Source organism: Roseofilum capinflatum BLCC-M114 (assembly GCF_030068505.1).
Taxonomy (GTDB): Bacteria; Cyanobacteriota; Cyanobacteriia; order Cyanobacteriales; family Desertifilaceae; genus Roseofilum; species Roseofilum capinflatum.
Window position 1 is genome coordinate 92,409 of record NZ_JAQOSO010000101.1, and the last position, 15,272, is coordinate 107,680.

General features: G+C 47.2%; 17 protein-coding genes. 11 read left to right on the forward strand and 6 right to left on the reverse strand.

Translation table 11 applies throughout. The features are described 5' to 3' along the window. Positions 1-11 precede the first annotated feature (11 nt). Together ureG and PMG25_RS19420 are read right to left on the reverse strand one after the other, a co-directional pair. Complete coding sequence (gene ureG, locus PMG25_RS19415) at positions 12-605, reverse strand: urease accessory protein UreG (RefSeq protein WP_283768549.1); 594 nt, start codon at positions 603-605, stop codon at positions 12-14. A 21-nt stretch (positions 606-626) separates the two neighbouring features. After that, complete coding sequence (locus PMG25_RS19420; protein WP_283768550.1) at positions 627-1,301, reverse strand: urease accessory protein UreF; 675 nt, start codon at positions 1,299-1,301, stop codon at positions 627-629. A gap of 216 nt (positions 1,302-1,517) precedes the next feature. On the opposite strand from PMG25_RS19420, the gene PMG25_RS19425 reads away from it, so the two are divergent. Both PMG25_RS19425 and PMG25_RS19430 read left to right on the forward strand, forming a co-directional pair. After that, a complete protein-coding gene (locus tag PMG25_RS19425; RefSeq protein WP_283768551.1) occupies positions 1,518-3,773 on the forward strand; it encodes a heavy metal translocating P-type ATPase in 2,256 nt (751 codons plus the stop codon). Between the two features lie 372 nt (positions 3,774-4,145). Beyond that, positions 4,146-5,096 (forward strand): GUN4 domain-containing protein, encoded by a 951-nt coding sequence (locus tag PMG25_RS19430; protein WP_283768552.1) that lies wholly within the window; start codon positions 4,146-4,148, stop codon positions 5,094-5,096. Between the two features lie 202 nt (positions 5,097-5,298). Here the strand turns inward: PMG25_RS19430 and PMG25_RS19435 are convergent, their stop codons facing one another. Then, positions 5,299-6,954 (reverse strand): YcjF family protein, encoded by a 1,656-nt coding sequence (locus tag PMG25_RS19435; RefSeq protein ID WP_283768553.1) that lies wholly within the window; start codon positions 6,952-6,954, stop codon positions 5,299-5,301. A gap of 109 nt (positions 6,955-7,063) precedes the next feature. On the opposite strand from PMG25_RS19435, the gene PMG25_RS19440 reads away from it, so the two are divergent. The 3 genes from PMG25_RS19440 (at position 7,064) to PMG25_RS19450 (ending at position 9,081) form a co-directional block, all read left to right on the forward strand. Next, positions 7,064-7,549, forward strand: coding sequence for a DUF937 domain-containing protein (locus tag PMG25_RS19440; protein ID WP_283768554.1), 486 nt, complete (start codon positions 7,064-7,066; stop codon positions 7,547-7,549). Between the two features lie 345 nt (positions 7,550-7,894). Then, positions 7,895-8,470 carry a Uma2 family endonuclease gene (locus PMG25_RS19445; RefSeq protein WP_283768555.1) on the forward strand — a complete coding sequence of 192 codons (576 nt, stop codon included), beginning with the start codon at positions 7,895-7,897 and terminating at the stop codon, positions 8,468-8,470. 35 nt (positions 8,471-8,505) lie between these two features. Continuing rightward, the gene (locus PMG25_RS19450; RefSeq protein ID WP_283768556.1) at positions 8,506-9,081 is read left to right on the forward strand and encodes a Uma2 family endonuclease; all 576 of its coding nucleotides are present in this window, start codon (positions 8,506-8,508) and stop codon (positions 9,079-9,081) included. A gap of 115 nt (positions 9,082-9,196) precedes the next feature. On the opposite strand, the gene PMG25_RS19455 is transcribed toward PMG25_RS19450, so the two are convergent. The 3 genes from PMG25_RS19455 to PMG25_RS19465 form a co-directional block, all read right to left on the reverse strand. Beyond that, complete coding sequence (locus PMG25_RS19455; protein ID WP_283768557.1) at positions 9,197-9,556, reverse strand: type II toxin-antitoxin system PemK/MazF family toxin; 360 nt, start codon at positions 9,554-9,556, stop codon at positions 9,197-9,199. Then, positions 9,531-9,782, reverse strand: coding sequence for a hypothetical protein (locus PMG25_RS19460; RefSeq protein WP_283768558.1), 252 nt, complete (start codon positions 9,780-9,782; stop codon positions 9,531-9,533). The genes PMG25_RS19455 and PMG25_RS19460 overlap by 26 nt, the downstream gene beginning before the upstream one ends. A 215-nt stretch (positions 9,783-9,997) precedes the next feature. Then, on the reverse strand, positions 9,998-10,729 hold the full coding sequence (locus PMG25_RS19465; protein ID WP_283768559.1) for an alpha/beta hydrolase-fold protein: 732 nt from the start codon (positions 10,727-10,729) through the stop codon (positions 9,998-10,000). A 167-nt stretch (positions 10,730-10,896) separates the two neighbouring features. On the opposite strand from PMG25_RS19465, the gene fmt reads away from it, so the two are divergent. The 6 genes from fmt (at position 10,897) to serS (ending at position 15,166) form a co-directional block, all read left to right on the forward strand. Beyond that, the gene (gene fmt, locus PMG25_RS19470; protein WP_283768560.1) at positions 10,897-11,892 is read left to right on the forward strand and encodes a methionyl-tRNA formyltransferase; all 996 of its coding nucleotides are present in this window, start codon (positions 10,897-10,899) and stop codon (positions 11,890-11,892) included. A 79-nt stretch (positions 11,893-11,971) separates the two neighbouring features. Further along, complete coding sequence (locus tag PMG25_RS19475) at positions 11,972-12,733, forward strand: MBL fold metallo-hydrolase (protein ID WP_283768561.1); 762 nt, start codon at positions 11,972-11,974, stop codon at positions 12,731-12,733. A gap of 126 nt (positions 12,734-12,859) precedes the next feature. Then, entirely contained in the window at positions 12,860-12,949 is a 90-nt protein-coding gene (petN, locus tag PMG25_RS19480) for a cytochrome b6-f complex subunit PetN (protein ID WP_271941349.1), read from the forward strand. A gap of 21 nt (positions 12,950-12,970) precedes the next feature. After that, positions 12,971-13,114 carry a hypothetical protein gene (locus PMG25_RS19485; protein WP_283768562.1) on the forward strand — a complete coding sequence of 48 codons (144 nt, stop codon included), beginning with the start codon at positions 12,971-12,973 and terminating at the stop codon, positions 13,112-13,114. A gap of 98 nt (positions 13,115-13,212) precedes the next feature. Next, a complete protein-coding gene (locus tag PMG25_RS19490) occupies positions 13,213-13,659 on the forward strand; it encodes a hypothetical protein (protein WP_283768563.1) in 447 nt (148 codons plus the stop codon). A 226-nt stretch (positions 13,660-13,885) separates the two neighbouring features. Further along, entirely contained in the window at positions 13,886-15,166 is a 1,281-nt protein-coding gene (gene serS / locus PMG25_RS19495; protein WP_283768564.1) for a serine--tRNA ligase, read from the forward strand. Positions 15,167-15,272: the final 106 nt, after the last annotated feature.

The following is a 15,272-nucleotide window of genomic DNA, read 5'->3' on the forward strand; positions in this document are numbered from 1 at the left end:
GTAATGAGAGGTCAAAGATAACGCTCAATAAACTGAATCACCTCGGCTAGTCCGGTATTGTTTTTGAGGTTGGTAAAGATAAAAGGTTTATCCCCGCGCATTTTTTTGGCATCCCGTTCCATCACCTGGAGATCTGCGCCAACTAAGGGGGCAAGGTCGATTTTATTAATCACTAATAAATCCGATTTGGTAATTCCTGGGCCGCCTTTGCGGGGGATTTTATCGCCAGCAGCTACATCAATAACATAAAGGGTAATATCGACTAATTCGGGGCTGAAGGTTGCGGCTAAATTATCACCGCCACTTTCGACAAAGAGCAGATCTAAATGATTAAATTGTTGCTCCAGTTGCTCGATCGCCACTAAATTAATCGAAGCATCTTCTCGGATCGCCGTATGGGGACAGCCTCCCGTTTCTACGCCAACGATGCGATCGCCAGACAAAGCCCCTGATCGCACCAAAAACTGGGCATCTTCTTGAGTATAGATATCGTTAGTTACTACAGCAATTTGATACTGTTCTCGCAACGTTTGACACAGTAAATTTACTAATGCGGTTTTCCCCGATCCAACCGGGCCAGCTACTCCCACGCGCAATTGAGTCATAAGCAAACCAGAGCCATTCTTTTAGCTTCTAAAGAGTCGAGTATATTGGGTTTCATGGGCCATGCAACCGAGAGCAAAACCCCAACTACAACTATAAAGGTTATCATCCTCTAGGGCTAGAATTTCGGGCACGATCGCCCGAATCTGGGGATGAAGCTCAAAGAGCAGTTTTTGACCAGTGGTTTGCCCCAGGGGAATCAACTTGACTCCCGCAGCGATCAGGTTAGAAACCCAGCTTTGTAGATAGGCTAAGAGGGCATCTGTGGGGGAAATCTGCCAATGATTAGCGGCGATCGCAAACACTAGGGGATAACTCCATTCTGGCCCCAACTCCTGTAAAACGGGTTGCAGATCTGGTTCTAGGTTTTGCACGAGTAAGGAGAGCGATCGCCCCATTTGCACCGTTTGTTGCCGTAATTCTTCCGTTTCTCGAGTCGCTAAAAGCCAACGATTCCAATACCGTAGCATGGGGTAATCTTGCATTTGCATCGCATTCCATCCCCGGATTAACACTGCACCATCGAGGCGGATAGAACCTAATCGCAACCCATCCCTTAACCAACCCTCTAAAGAGGATTTATCAGTAATTTTTCCCTGTTCCACGAGGGTTTCTAAGCCTTCCGAATAGCTATATGCACCTACGGGTAAAGTGGGGTTAGCTAATTGCAACAAGGACAATAAAACAGAATCATGCATATTAAAAGCCTGGAAAATGGGCATTATAGCGCTTCTCTTTTCTATAGAGTACAGCTTGAAGGCTAGACCCTAAGCAATACAAGCTATTGCCTATTGCCTATTGCCTATTGCCTATTGCCTATTGCCTATTGCCTATTACCCATTAACCCATTACCCTTGACTCTCCAGCCCACTGGAGACTTTAAACTCTAGAGAACAGATTAGAGGATAAAGGTGATGCAACAACAAACGCTACAGTTAGAAGGAATGTCATGTGCAGCTTGTGCCCAACGGATTGAACGCGCTATTCAAGGAGTCTCAGGGGTAACTGAATGTTCGATTAATTTTGCCCTCCGGGAGGCAACGGTTCAGTATAATCCCAGTTCTGTGTCTCTCGATAAGATTCAGCAAGCCGTAGAGAATGCGGGATATAAAGCCAATGTGCCCGTACAGGAAGAGGAAGAAGACGAATCTGACCCAGCGCTCGAACAATTACAACGCAAGCTTTGGTTGGGAGGGGCGGCTTCGGTGCTGTTGGTGGTGGGATCTTTGCCGATGATGACGGGAATTTCGATACCGGGTTGGCCCATGTGGCTCCATAACCCTTGGTTGCAGTGGGTGGTGTCTACTCCGGTGATGGTTTGGTGTGGTCGTTCGTTTTTTGTGGGCGCTTGGAAAGCCTTGAAGCACAAGAGCGCCGATATGAATAGTTTGGTGGCGTTGGGGACGGGTTCGGCTTATTTCTATTCTTTGTTTCCGACTTTGTTTCCTGGGTTTTTTGAGGCTCAAGGGTTGAGCGCTGATGTGTATTATGAGGCGGCAGTGGTGATTATTACCCTGATTTTGTGGGGGAGAATGCTGGAACATCAAGCGAGATCTAAGACTTCATCGGCTATTCGCGCTCTGATTGGCTTGCAGCCGAAAACGGCACGGGTGATCCGGGATGGGGAAGAGCAGGATATTCCCTTAACTGAGGTGCAGGTGGGCGATCGCCTCTTGGTGCGTCCCGGCGAAAAAATTCCCGTGGATGGTACAGTCGTTAAGGGTTCCTCAACGGTGGATGAATCCATGGTTACCGGGGAAAGTGTGGCGGTGGATAAACAACCCGGTGATGAAGTGATTGGTGCAACCATCAATCAAACCGGTAGTTTTCAGCTCGAAGCTCTGCGCGTGGGCAAAGATACGGTTTTAGCCCAGATTATCCAGTTGGTGAAAGAGGCTCAAAGTTCTAAAGCGCCGATTCAACAATTGGCCGATCGCGTCACATCCTGGTTTGTGCCTGCGGTTTTAGTTATAGCCATCCTGACGTTTATCACCTGGATACTGCTCACCGGTAACCTTACCCTAGCCATGGTAACCACCGTCAGCGTGTTGGTGATTGCCTGTCCCTGCGCTCTGGGGTTAGCCACCCCCACCTCGGTGATGGTGGGAACTGGAAAAGGGGCACAACAGGGGATTTTAATCAAAGGAGCAGAAAGCTTGCAATTGGCTCATCAGGTGCAAACCATTGTCTTAGATAAAACCGGAACTCTGACGCAAGGCAAACCCACAGTTACCGACTATATCACCACGTTGGGAACTGCCCACGGCAATGAATTGAAACTGTTAGAGATGGCAGCCAGCCTAGAAAAATCCTCAGAGCATCCCCTAGGAAAGGCTGTGGTGGACTATAGCGAGCGTCAGGGGGTGAAAAAACCTTTGAGCGAGCCGGAGCAGTTTAAGGCTGTTCCTGGTTGTGGGGTGCAGGGGTATATTTCTGACCACCTGATCCAGTTAGGAACTCGGCGATGGATGGCAGAATTGGGGGTGAATTTGGGGGTGAAAACCTCTCAGGATGTGCCCTTGAGCGAGTATCAGGATCGGTGGGAGAGTGCCGGAAAAACGGTGATTTGGATGGCGGTAGATGGAGAAGTGGAGGCGATTTTGGCGATCGCCGATGCCCTGAAACCTTCCTCGGAAGCGGTGGTTAAGCGACTCCAGCGCATGGGGTTAGAGGTGGTGATGCTCACGGGAGATAATCAGCATACGGCAGAGGCGATCGCCTCTCAAGTGGGAATTACCCAGATTTTCGCCCAAGTGCGTCCCGAAAACAAAGCCGATAAGGTGCGGGAATTGCAACAGCAGGGTAAATTAGTCGCCATGGTGGGCGATGGTATTAATGATGCCCCCGCTTTAGCCCAGGCAGATGTGGGGATAGCCATTGGTACAGGAACCGATGTGGCGATCGCTGCCAGCGACATCACCTTAATTTCTGGCGACTTACAAGGCATCATCACCGCCATTCAACTCAGTCATGCCACCTTAAAAAACATCCGCCAAAACCTATTTTTCGCCTTTGTTTATAACACCGCATCGATTCCCATTGCTGCCGGTATTTTATATCCGATTTTCGGTTGGTTACTCAATCCCATGATTGCCGGTGGAGCGATGGCATTAAGTTCGGTTTCTGTCGTCACCAACGCCTTAAGATTACAAAAATTTCAACCCCATTAATTCCCCGTAGGGGCGGGTTTTACCCAAATATACAATACCAACCCACCAATTTTATAAACCCGCCCTCACCCATTCCCCGTAGGGGCGGGTTACACCCAATATCTAGAAAACCCACCCACCAATTGTGTATAGCGTTTCTCTTTTCTATGGAGTACAGTTTGAAGTATTAGACCCTAAGCACTACAAGCTATTGCCTATTGCCTATTGCCTATTGCCTATTGCCTAGCGCGAAGCGCTATAAACCCGCCCTCACCACGAGCCAGTGCTTAATATTGCTTCAATCCTGATATACTCATGGATGGGGTTGATCAGGATCATTACGGTAACATCCGGTCATCCCCCACTCAATCTTACATCCCCTTGGAGAACACTATGGAAGAGGTAGAGACTCGGTTTGAGGTGCGTTTAATCCAACTTGCAGAACAGGTAGATCGGTTAACGAAAGAACAGGAAGCGCTCAAAACACAACTTGCAGAGATCAAAGGTTCTGGTTTATCCGCTACGATACAAGCACGACCGGTTCCTCCTGCTGACGCTCAACCCTTACAGTCAGCAAGTGAACTCGATGTACCCTCAGATGACATCCCCTTACAATCTTCTTCTGGACAAAGTTATGCAAGATTAAAATATCTTCTCAAATGTGGACGTTGGCAAGAAGCAGATGAAGAAACAGCCTTTCAATTACAGACCGTAACTGGATATCCCAATTGTCGGAATATTCCTAAAGAAGAAATAGAAAGCATTCCGGCTGAAGATTTACAGATTATGGGTCGCCTTTGGAGCCAGTACAGCTATGATAAGTTTGGTTTTATTATTCAAAGTCAAATCTATCAAAAAATGGGAGGCACTGAAGAATCTAGAGATATTGTTTTAAGCGACTTTGCCAATATTCTAGGTTGGTATCCCGATGACGGCTGCATGAGTGAGAACGATTTAATCCTTGATATCGAACAAGCACCAATAGGTTACTTTCCTCAGATAACACAAATGAGTTTAGATGTTTATAAAGTTCTTCTGTGTCGTGAAGAATGGTCTAAATTTCCCGCCATTCCCGATATTGAAATACAGATGAAACAGGTTGCCGAAAAAGAACGGATCAGATCATCTAACTTCTACCAAGAAGAACTCACCAGGGAACGGGAAGAAGAGCGAGCTACTCTCATCGATGCCTTCTTCAAGGAGAAATTTACTGAAATTGATGAAGAACTCTTAGCCATCAAACCCAAAATAATCGCCCTTCCCAAAGACAAATTTGCCGACGCATTGCTCAAACTCGGACAATGGTCTCGCGAACAACTGCTAGAACACTGGCAAGCTGATTAGAAACTCGGTTTCTGGTTGAAGACCTGAGTGCCTATGACGATGGAAGCTGTGCTAACTTGTTGATTACTGATCAACTTCTGTTAACCAAATAGTAGTTCAATGAAACCCCGACAGGATTAGCTCGGAGTGGGAGAGGGATTTTCCTGCGGACATGAAAGGGAGAGGGCATTGTCTGTTGCACAACTGATTTAGACTAGCTATATTACCAATTCTCTGATTCTGAGTCGGACTCTTCTAACCAATCATCTGGTTCAGAGAAGTTGGGGGGGAGGGGTTCGGGCACTTTCATGATAGAGACGGGAGGAGTCCAAGGGGCGGTAGAATCGTTGTATTCTGAGGGTTCTGATTCACTTTGCGTGAGGGGATGGACGACGCGCTCGATCGCATCTTGAATGAAGGCTTTGACAAATTCATCCCGTTTATTAAGTTTGAATTGACGCTGCACAACTTCCGTGATTCCTCCGTCTCCCCAGTCTTGATCCTGGCGGAAGTATTCGATAAAGCTTTTCCCGGCAATGCGGGTTAAATAGGCGGCGGTGACTCCTTGAATGGCTTTGCCAACAATGAAGGTGGCGACATTGAGTTGTAGGGCGGTGGTGACTAATTTTAACGCTCCTTCTACGATGCCTAAACTGGTGAGAGTTTTAGCTAATGAAAGGGCTAATTCTCGCCCCCGTTCCATGTTTAATTCGCAGCCGTAGATGCGCCCCAATTCGACTACCATTTGGGCGTTGACGGCTGCTGTGGCAAGCAAATCGACGACGGGTAGAGGGGTGACGGCGATCGCCCCAGCTCCGATCCATTGGAACTGTTCCACGGTTTTATCGGCTTGCCGCTTGCGCTGGGTGTCCAAAATCCGCCGCGCATCCTCCCCTAGGGCGCTGGCTTGCATCAAAATGTTATCGGCAACCAAATCTTCGCCTTCAGCTCTGAGAACGGCAGCTAGGCGGCGGATTAGGGGTAAAATAATCGGGTCTGGAACCACTAAATCGCCGGAGGGTAAAACGGCGGCTTGGGGGTTAGCGGCGATCGCCAATACATCACCACTGCTCATCAGTCCCTGTACCCGGTGTCGCAGTTCGCTTAAGATGCGCTCCCGGTCTTCATCCGTATACAAATCCGTCTTATTAAACACCAATAAGGAACGCTTGCCAATTTGGGCTAAGGCTTGCAGGGGTTCATATTCGGACTGCCGTAAATCATTATCAACCACAAATAGCAGTAAATCCGCTTGGGTGGCTAACTGGCGAGCCATTTGCCCGCGATCGCTCCCCGCATCCCCAATTTCCAGGATGCCGGGGGTATCCGTTATTAAGATTTCCCGGTTTAATCCCTTCAAGGGTAAATGATAAGTGTGCCCCTCTTGCGTCGTGCCGATAGTGGGTTGTACTTGACCCACCATTTGCCCCAACAAGCCATTAATTACCGAAGTTTTCCCTGATGACCCCGTACCAAAGACGACTACGCGCACATTACGACCCTGGAGACTCGATTCGATTTGCCGCGATCGCTCCAGTAAGGCTTCCCGCGCCACCCGATCCTGAATCTTATCCATCTGCTGCCTAACCGCCTTCAGGGTTTCGGCTGCCGCTTCCTTTTTCTCCGTCGGAACCTTCACCACCCTTTGACTGCGGCTTTTGGTGGTTTTGCCCCCTTGGAACATCCAGGCATAATAAACAACACCCGCCAGTAACACCCCCAACAGGGCAACAATCAACAATAAAACCACCGTTCCCAAGAGCGGGGACGTATAGGAAATTTGCAGGTAAAACCAGCGCAGGGCATCAATGAACCACAGCATCAGCCCTAAGACCAGTGTAATACCGACAATCAGAATCAGGAGGCGAGGCAGGGGCATTAGGAATTAAAAATTAAAAATTAAAAATTAAAAATCAAATTACCTTACTCCCTGTTCCTTGGTAGGCTAAGGGAACACCTCTAGGGTAGCAAGTTTAGGAGGAAAGGATATGGGATGGTTAAATCAGGTGGTGGGTGCAGTCAGCGAGCAAGGCGGCTTAGGGCAGATTGGTGGACTGGTGAATACAGTGCAGCAATTATCCAATGATACTGGAGCAGATGAAGGGCAGATGCGATCGCTGCTTTCCGTCGTTGCCAACTTTTCCCAGTCCGCCTTGAAAGAACAAGAACCAGATCAAGCACAGAATCTCGTCAATCAGTATAGCGGACTTTCTGCCAATCCCCTAGCAGTGCAAGCCCTCTTCAGTTTGCCCCAACTGCAAAATTTAATTCAGGTAGCTGCCGACAAAACCGGTTTACCAGCGAGTACCATTGAATCAGTTTTACCCACCGCCGTGCCCTTAGTGCTAAAAGTGGTGGAAATGGGAGCCAGTCAAGCGGAAAAAAACCCCGTTTTGAGCCGCTTACTCGATGCAGATGGCGATGGAGATATTGATATTGCTGATTTAATGCAATTAGCCAGCCGTTATTTATAGCGCTTTACCCTAGGGATTTAGACTTTGGGTTTTTGGGAGTGCGAGCGTCTCGCTCCCTAGGGTAGATAAGAGCGAGCGTCTCGCTCGCTAGGATACATAACAGCGAGCAAGATGCTCCCTAGGGTAGATAAGAGCGAGCAAGATGCTCCCTAGGGTAGATAAGAGCGAGCAAGATGCTCCCTAGGGTAGATAACAGTGAGCAAGATGCTCCCTAGGGTAGATAACAGCGAGCAAGATGCTCGCACTCCTTGGTTTGCAGTCACGCACTCATTACCGAATAGAATAAACCTTATAAATGAGGACTTTTAAGAGAACCCATTACCGCGCAAAGCACTGTATAAAACCATGACAGCATTCATTTTGCACAATCCCGAAACCGCATCCATTACCGATGAACAATTTTATCAACTTTGTGCAGCTAACCGTGACTTGCGACTAGAACGAACGGCAAAAGGAGACCTCATCATTATGCCACCCACTGGAGGAGGAACGGGAAACCGCAATTTAAAAATTGCTCAACAACTAGCTAATTGGACAGATAGGGACGGTACTGGAATTGGGTTTGATTCTTCCACCTGCTTTAAGCTGCCTCAAGGGGCTAATTTTTCCCCGGATGCCTCTTGGATACCTTTAGAAAAATGGGAAGCTTTAACTCCCGAACAGCAAGAGAAATTCCCACCCCTGTGTCCCGATTTTATCATCGAGCTGCGCTCTGCCAGCGACTCCTTAAAACCCCTGCAAGAGAAAATGCAGGAATATATGGATAATGGTTGTCAATTAGGTTGGCTGATTAATCCCCAAAACCGTCAAGTAGAAGTTTATCGTCAGGGACAAGAGAAACAAATTTTAGACAATCCTGCGAGCTTATCCGGAGAAGAGGTTTTACCCGGATTCGTTTTAAATCTTTCCTTAATTTGGTAAACCCCTGTCTTTGAGGAGAAAAAGGAGATCGAATCATGACCGCATTCATTTTACACAATCCCGAAACCGCCTCCATTACCGATGAACAATTTTATCAACTTTGTGTAGCTAACCGTGACTTGCGGCTAGAACGAACAGCGAAAGGGGACTTAATCATTATGCCACCGACTGGAGGGGGAACGGGAAAGCGGAACTCAGAGATTAATCTAGATTTAGGTTTCTGGAATCGACAAACTCAATTAGGGGTTGTGTTTGATTCTTCCACTTGCTTTAAGCTGCCTAAAGGGGCTACTTTTTCCCCGGATGCGTCTTGGATACCTTTAGAAAAGTGGGAAGCCTTGAGCGCAGAAGAGCAAGAAAAATTCCCACCCCTGTGTCCCGATTTTATCATCGAATTGCGCTCTGCCAGCGACTCCTTAAAATCCCTACAAGCAAAAATGCAGGAATATATGGATAATGGTTGTCGATTAGGTTGGCTCATCAATCCCCAAAACCGTCAAGTAGAAGTTTATCGTCAGGGACAAGAGAAACAAATTTTAGATAATCCTGCCAACTTATCCGGAGAAGCAGTTTTACCTGGATTTATCTTAAATCTTTCCTTAATTTGGTAATCTGAAGTCAGATTAAACGACCTCAATAATTCCCAAGTCTTGTAGAGGGGCGGGTTTTGGGTATTAATTTTTGGGTGTCCTAATTTTGGGTTAACCCGCACCTTGTATCTACCATTTACAATCCCAGTGTATGCCTCAATGCTGTATCAATCTCTGATGTCGGAATCGAGCCAATTACCCGATTAACCGCAGCAAGAGATATGGTGGCTAAATTATCCGTCATAATCACTGAATCAGTCAGTAAACCCGACTGCCCTCCTACCGGAGAATTGAGTAAAATAGTTACCCGACTTGGATGGCCTGCTCGAAACATTCGACTCGTTATCATAGCCACAATAATCTGTGATAACCCCGTTTGTAAATGATCTGCTTGTACAATTAAAGCTGGTCTAGTTTTAGCAGAAGTCAGATTAGAATTGGGGAAAAGCACTAAGGCCACATCACCCCGACTAACCGTTGGTTTTGGCTGCGTCATAGTTGTCATAAATACTCATTTCTGGACTTTCCCACTCTTCTGCAAATGAGGCCAGACTCCCTTGTAAACGTGCCGCTTCCTCCTGAGTCATTCCCTGAGCCTCTAAGCTCATCTCATTGGACTCGACAAACGTTACTACAACCGAAGTACCTTCCACCCAATCATCAGGCGGTTCAATCAGTTCTATCCATCCATGGCGATAAATCCCTTTAACCTGAGTAACCATTGCTTGTTCTCAAAACTGCAAATCTTAGGAAAAGTATACCAATTTAACTGCTCAATTAAAAATAAAAAATTGGAGTTTTTAGGGGCGAGTTTTGGGGATTAATTTTTGGGTAGCCTGATTTTGGGTTAACCCGCCCCTACAACATCCATAACTGATGCTGGAATTGGGAAGAAACCCGGTTTCTTTACACAGTAGATTTAGGTTAGAGATTTAGGTTAGGCAAAGGCGGCGAGTTGGGCTTGCCAAATTGACCAATCATGGCCGCCATCCCAAATTTCCAGATGATGGGGAATGCCATTACGATTAAAAATATCGCACAAGCGCAGATAATCGGAGAGACAGTGGTCATGTTGAGCGGTGAGCAGTTTCAGGTCAGTATTGGCTCCTCCTAATTCTAACCAGCGATCGCGGCCCATATTAGCCATATACGCCACTGGGTTAATAAAATGTAACTCCTTGGTGGTTTCCTCCCCATCCAACTCCACAATTCCCGGCAGCGTCGTCAAATCATAGGTTCCCGACATAGAAATACACCGGCGGACAATATTCGGATAGCGCAGAGCCAAATTTAACGCATGGGTTGCCCCCAAAGAACAGCCAGCAGCCACCAAAAAATCATTTTGGGCTTCATCACAAGCATAGGGCATAAACTCCTTATACCAATGTTTCTCCAGCAATAACCAGCGCTGACGGCGTTCCTGAATCGTCAATCCTGGAGCTAACAGGGTTTCCCAGTCCAAGGTATCCAAACAAAACACCTGAGTCCAGCCCATATCCAAATGTCGCCCCAGAGCAGCAATCAAACCCCGGTCTTCCGGGTCAAAGAACCGTCCATTGCTCGACGGAAACAACAGCATGGGATAGCCAGAATCCCCAAAATGCAAAACCTCCATTTCCCGTTGTAGAATCTGGGAATAGAACCGGAAATACCGACGACAATAAGCCATAAAGTTTAAACTGAAAGCGTGAGTCAGAATTGAGCGATCGAGGACGGATACAGAATTGAAAGTCTAGAACATGGGTTTTGAACAACATCCTCCGGTAACTTAAAACAACAAGGTCATCCTTGTCCAATCCTTAACCGTTTCTCAAACATCATACAGAACCGTAACCCATGAGAGTTATTTTTTTTGGTACACCTGCCTTTGCTGTCCCCACCCTAGAGCAATTATTATCCCATCCCCAAATACAAGTCTTGGGGGTTGTCACCCAACCCGATAAACGCCGAGGTCGAGGGGGGAAAGCCATTCCCTCTGCCGTGAAAACCGTTGCCCTCCGGGAGACTTTACCCGTATGGCAACCGCAACGCATCAAGAAGGACTCCTTGACTTTACAAGAATTAGAACAAATGCAAGCCGATGTATTTGTGGTGGTCGCCTATGGGCAAATTCTTTCCTCCAAGATTCTGAAGATGCCGAGACTCGGCTGCGTCAATGTCCATGGTTCCATTTTACCTCAATATCGGGGAGCGGCTCCTATCCAGTGGTGTCTCTATCATGGGGAAACGGAAACCGGTATTACCACCATACTCATGGATAAGGGAATGGATACCGGGGATATGCTGCTCAAGTCCGTCACTCCCATCAGTTTATGGGATAATGCCCACACCCTAGGGGAGCGGTTGGCCCAGATGGGGGCAGAGTTATTAGTCGATACGTTGTTAAAACTCGATCAAGAGCAAGTAATCCCTATTCCCCAGGATAATCATTTAGCCACTTATGCCCCTTTGATTGATAAACCGGATTATCAATTAAATTGGGAACGCAGCGCCCTAGAGTTACATAACCAAGTACGGGGATTTTTTCCCTCTTGTGTGACTCAATTTCGCGATGGAGTTTTGAAGGTGATGGAAACCGCTCCCTTACTGACGGGTGACCATTTAGAATTGCCTGAAGAGTTCATGAAAGTCGAGCAAAATTTGCAGAATATGGCCTTAGAGAAGACCCAAGTAGGAGAAGTCGTTTTCCTTGCCAAAGGACTGGGGCCAGTCGTGAAAACGGGTAAAGGATTTTTAGTCTTGCGTCAAATCCAATTAGCCGGAAAACGGGCCCAATTGGGAGGTGATTTTATGAATGGCTCTCGCGTGCAAGGGGGAGAGGTTTTGAGTTAAAGCTCTCCCTCCTCATTGGTCATAACATTTCGTAATCTATGCCTACAATACAAGCAAAGATCAACGTGCAAGCATCCTTATGTATCTCACCTATCTCGATAGCAACTCTTGGTTACTCGAACTCGGAGGACAAAAGATTCTCCTTGACCCCTGGTTAGTCGGCCCCCTCGTCTTTGGTAACTTGCCCTGGTTATTTAAAGGATATCGTCCCCAAGACCGGGCCATTCCAGAAGGAGTCAATCTAGTCGTTCTCTCCCAGGGATTAGAAGATCATGCCCATCCCCAGACCCTGAAAGAGTTGAACAAAAATCTACCCGTCGTTGGCTCGCCGAATGCAGCCAAAGTCGTTGCAGAGTTCGGCTATACTGAAATTCATGCCCTAGATCATGGTCAAACCTATCGCCTGAATGAGCAGGTCGAGATTCAAGCAGTTCCCGGTTCTCCCATTGGCCCCACTCTGGTGGAAAATGGCTATATCTTTAAGGAACTCTCTAGCGGCAAAACCGTTTATTATGAACCCCACGGTTATCATTCCCCTACACTGAAGGACAAGGGACGGATTGATGTAATTATTACGCCCATGATAGATCTGGGTTTACCGCTAGTCGGGCCGATTATTAAAGGAACCGAGAGTGCCCTCAAAGTCGCTGAATGGGTCAAGCCTCAAGTGATGTTACCCACAGCAGCCGGTGGTGATGTCAAGTTTGAAGGCTTGTTGATTTCCTTACTTAGAGCTGAGGGAACTGTAGAAGAATTTCAGCAAAAATTATCGGCTCATGGCTTAAGCACCCAAGCCCTCTCCCCTACTCCTGGAGAGCGGGTGGAAGTCCCGCTAAATTAGCCTTGGGATAGGGAGGATGGGGAGGATGGGGAAGATGGGGAGGAGAGTAGAACAATTGCCCATTCCCTATTCCCCATTCCCTTGTATGATAAACAATGGAGTAATACTGTTGTTTTAAGATTAACTATGGACATTCTCTCTTTAGGTTGGGTTTCCTTGCTGGTGATTTTCACCTTCTCTATCTCTATGGTCGTTTGGGCAAGAAACGGCTTCTAAGTACCATCTGAGGGAACGCTCATGGAATCTCCACTTTTCACCAGTCTCGTCTGGGCAGCTTTTGCCCTATTGATCTTGGTAACAGGCGGAGTAGTTTATCTTACTTTAGTAGACTGGAACGATCGCCGCAGGCGACAAAATGAAGAGCGCGAAAATCGCTCTTAATCTTCGTAATGAGGTCAATGGTGGTATTGGGTAATGGGGTGAGTCTCCTGAACCCAATGCCCTATTCCCTAGGATAGGTTCCCTAAATGTAAACAGCAATGAAAGACTCAGATACGATCATCTTAAAAGCCTTCTTATTTGCCATAACCGAGTGTGCAGAAGAGTTGCCCTTAAGCCTCAATTTTGGGATTCATAAAGTAGTCAAAGATTGGGATAATGGAGACACAAAAGCTCTAGTTGCCCTAGAAGAACTCCTTTATAACTATGACGAAATTTTGCCCTTCTATCAACAAGCCTGTGTAGCGCTTCAGCAAAAACGGGTCAAACCAGAAACGGAAGAAATTATCTCAGAAATAGAGGAGGAAGCGGAAGAGATAGAGGAAGAACAAACAACGGCTTCCCCTTCCCTCCCCTTACCGAACTTAAAAACCGTTGGCTTTACGATTTTGCGTGCTGAAGATCCCCAAGGTGCAGCTCAACGGAAATTAGAAGAGTATGATGCTTCTCCAGAGTGGTATTTGCAGTTAACACTTGATGCTTTATAGCGGCAGAAGGGTAAACCGAAACTGTGGTTTCTGGCTCTCGCGGCAAATGTTTTAAGATCTGTAACTCTACATCCATTGCTCTATCTCGCTTTTAGCTATTGATACTCTATTTTATTCTATCTTCATTATCGGAGAATGACAGAAAAGGAAGAACATAGGGATATACCGAACTAGCAAGATGATATTCTGATCGGTGTAGGGTCAGCTTTATTTACAGGACAAACCGGTGCTGGACATTAAACAAATCCGAGACAATCCCCAACAGGTTCAAGCCAAACTGAACAGTCGAGGGCCAGATTATGACCTCCAGACTATTTTAGACCTCGATCGCCAACAACGGGATTTGGAAACCCAACGCAGTCAACTGCAAGCGAAAAGCAACGAGATTGGTAAACAGGTGGGGCAAAAGATCAAATCGGGGACTGCTCCCCAATCTCCGGAAATCGAAGCGCTCAAGGAAGAAGGAAACCAGGTTAAGGCTGAACTGGCGCAACTCGAACCCCAAGAAAAAGACCTGAAAGCCCAATTAGCCGAGTTACTCCTGCCCTTACCCAACCTTCCTGACGATTCTACGCCACTGGGCAAGAGTGAGGAAGAAAATGTGGAGGTGCGGCGCTGGGGGGATGAATATTTACCGCAGAATCCGAATATTCTCCCTCACTGGGAAATTGGGGAACAACTAGGAATCTTGAATTTTGAGCGTTCTGTTCGCATTGCCCAAAGTCGCTTTGTGACGTTAATGGGGACTGGTGCGGCATTGGAGCGGGCGCTCATTTCGTTTATGCTCGATCGCCATATTCAGGAAGGCTATACCGAAATTATGCCCCCGTTCCTGATTAATAGCGACTCCCTCACCGCTTCGGGACAGTTGCCCAAATTCGCCGAAGAGAGCTTTAAGTGCGAAAAAGACGATCTGTGGCTCACTCCCACCGCAGAAGTGCCCATTACCAGCCTCTATCGGGATGAAATCCTGAATGCGGAGGACTTACCCCTTTATCATTGTGCCTTTACCCCCTGTTTCCGTCGGGAAGCGGGAAGCTATGGACGGGATACGCGGGGCTTAATTCGGCTGCACCAGTTTAATAAGGTGGAGATGTTTAAGTTTGTGCGTCCAGAAACCTCGGCAGAGGAGTTAGAAACCTTAGTACAGCAGGCAGAATCGGTGCTGCAAGCCTTGAAATTGCCCTATCGGGCGATCGCCCTATGCACCGGAGATTTAGGCTTTTCCGCCGTCAAAACCTACGATCTGGAGGTCTGGTTACCCTCCTCTGGCAAATATCGGGAGATTTCCAGTTGTTCCAACTGTGGTGATTTTCAGGCACGACGGGGGAATATCCGCTTCCGGGAAGCGAAGAAAAAGGGAACCCAATATCTTCATACCTTAAATGGATCGGGATTGGCGATCGGGCGTACCATGGCCGCTATCCTAGAGAATTATCAACAGCCTAACGGTGCGGTTCAAGTTCCGGAAGTGCTGCAACCCTATTTAGGGCGTGAGGTTTTGTAGGCATTTAGCCCCTACAATAAAGGGCATCTCTATTAATTGCTCTTTCGAGCAATTAATGAGATAAAAAGTTGGACTTTTTTCAAAAAGATCGGATTTCCTCCAGGGA

Bases quoted from the DNA above. Each gene is read 5' to 3' on its own strand.
- ureG (WP_283768549.1), bottom strand. From the start codon at position 605: ATGACTCAATTGCGCGTGGGAGTAGCTGGCCCGGTTGGATCGGGGAAA.
- PMG25_RS19420 (WP_283768550.1), bottom strand. From the start codon at position 1,301: ATGCATGATTCTGTTTTATTGTCCTTGTTGCAATTAGCTAACCCCACT.
- PMG25_RS19425 (WP_283768551.1), top strand. From the start codon at position 1,518: ATGCAACAACAAACGCTACAGTTAGAAGGAATGTCATGTGCAGCTTGT.
- PMG25_RS19430 (WP_283768552.1), top strand. From the start codon at position 4,146: ATGGAAGAGGTAGAGACTCGGTTTGAGGTGCGTTTAATCCAACTTGCA.
- PMG25_RS19435 (WP_283768553.1), bottom strand. From the start codon at position 6,954: ATGCCCCTGCCTCGCCTCCTGATTCTGATTGTCGGTATTACACTGGTC.
- PMG25_RS19440 (WP_283768554.1), top strand. From the start codon at position 7,064: ATGGGATGGTTAAATCAGGTGGTGGGTGCAGTCAGCGAGCAAGGCGGC.
- PMG25_RS19445 (WP_283768555.1), top strand. From the start codon at position 7,895: ATGACAGCATTCATTTTGCACAATCCCGAAACCGCATCCATTACCGAT.
- PMG25_RS19450 (WP_283768556.1), top strand. From the start codon at position 8,506: ATGACCGCATTCATTTTACACAATCCCGAAACCGCCTCCATTACCGAT.
- PMG25_RS19455 (WP_283768557.1), bottom strand. From the start codon at position 9,556: ATGACGCAGCCAAAACCAACGGTTAGTCGGGGTGATGTGGCCTTAGTG.
- PMG25_RS19460 (WP_283768558.1), bottom strand. From the start codon at position 9,782: ATGGTTACTCAGGTTAAAGGGATTTATCGCCATGGATGGATAGAACTG.
- PMG25_RS19465 (WP_283768559.1), bottom strand. From the start codon at position 10,729: ATGGCTTATTGTCGTCGGTATTTCCGGTTCTATTCCCAGATTCTACAA.
- fmt (WP_283768560.1), top strand. From the start codon at position 10,897: ATGAGAGTTATTTTTTTTGGTACACCTGCCTTTGCTGTCCCCACCCTA.
- PMG25_RS19475 (WP_283768561.1), top strand. From the start codon at position 11,972: ATGTATCTCACCTATCTCGATAGCAACTCTTGGTTACTCGAACTCGGA.
- petN (WP_271941349.1), top strand. From the start codon at position 12,860: ATGGACATTCTCTCTTTAGGTTGGGTTTCCTTGCTGGTGATTTTCACC.
- PMG25_RS19485 (WP_283768562.1), top strand. From the start codon at position 12,971: ATGGAATCTCCACTTTTCACCAGTCTCGTCTGGGCAGCTTTTGCCCTA.
- PMG25_RS19490 (WP_283768563.1), top strand. From the start codon at position 13,213: ATGAAAGACTCAGATACGATCATCTTAAAAGCCTTCTTATTTGCCATA.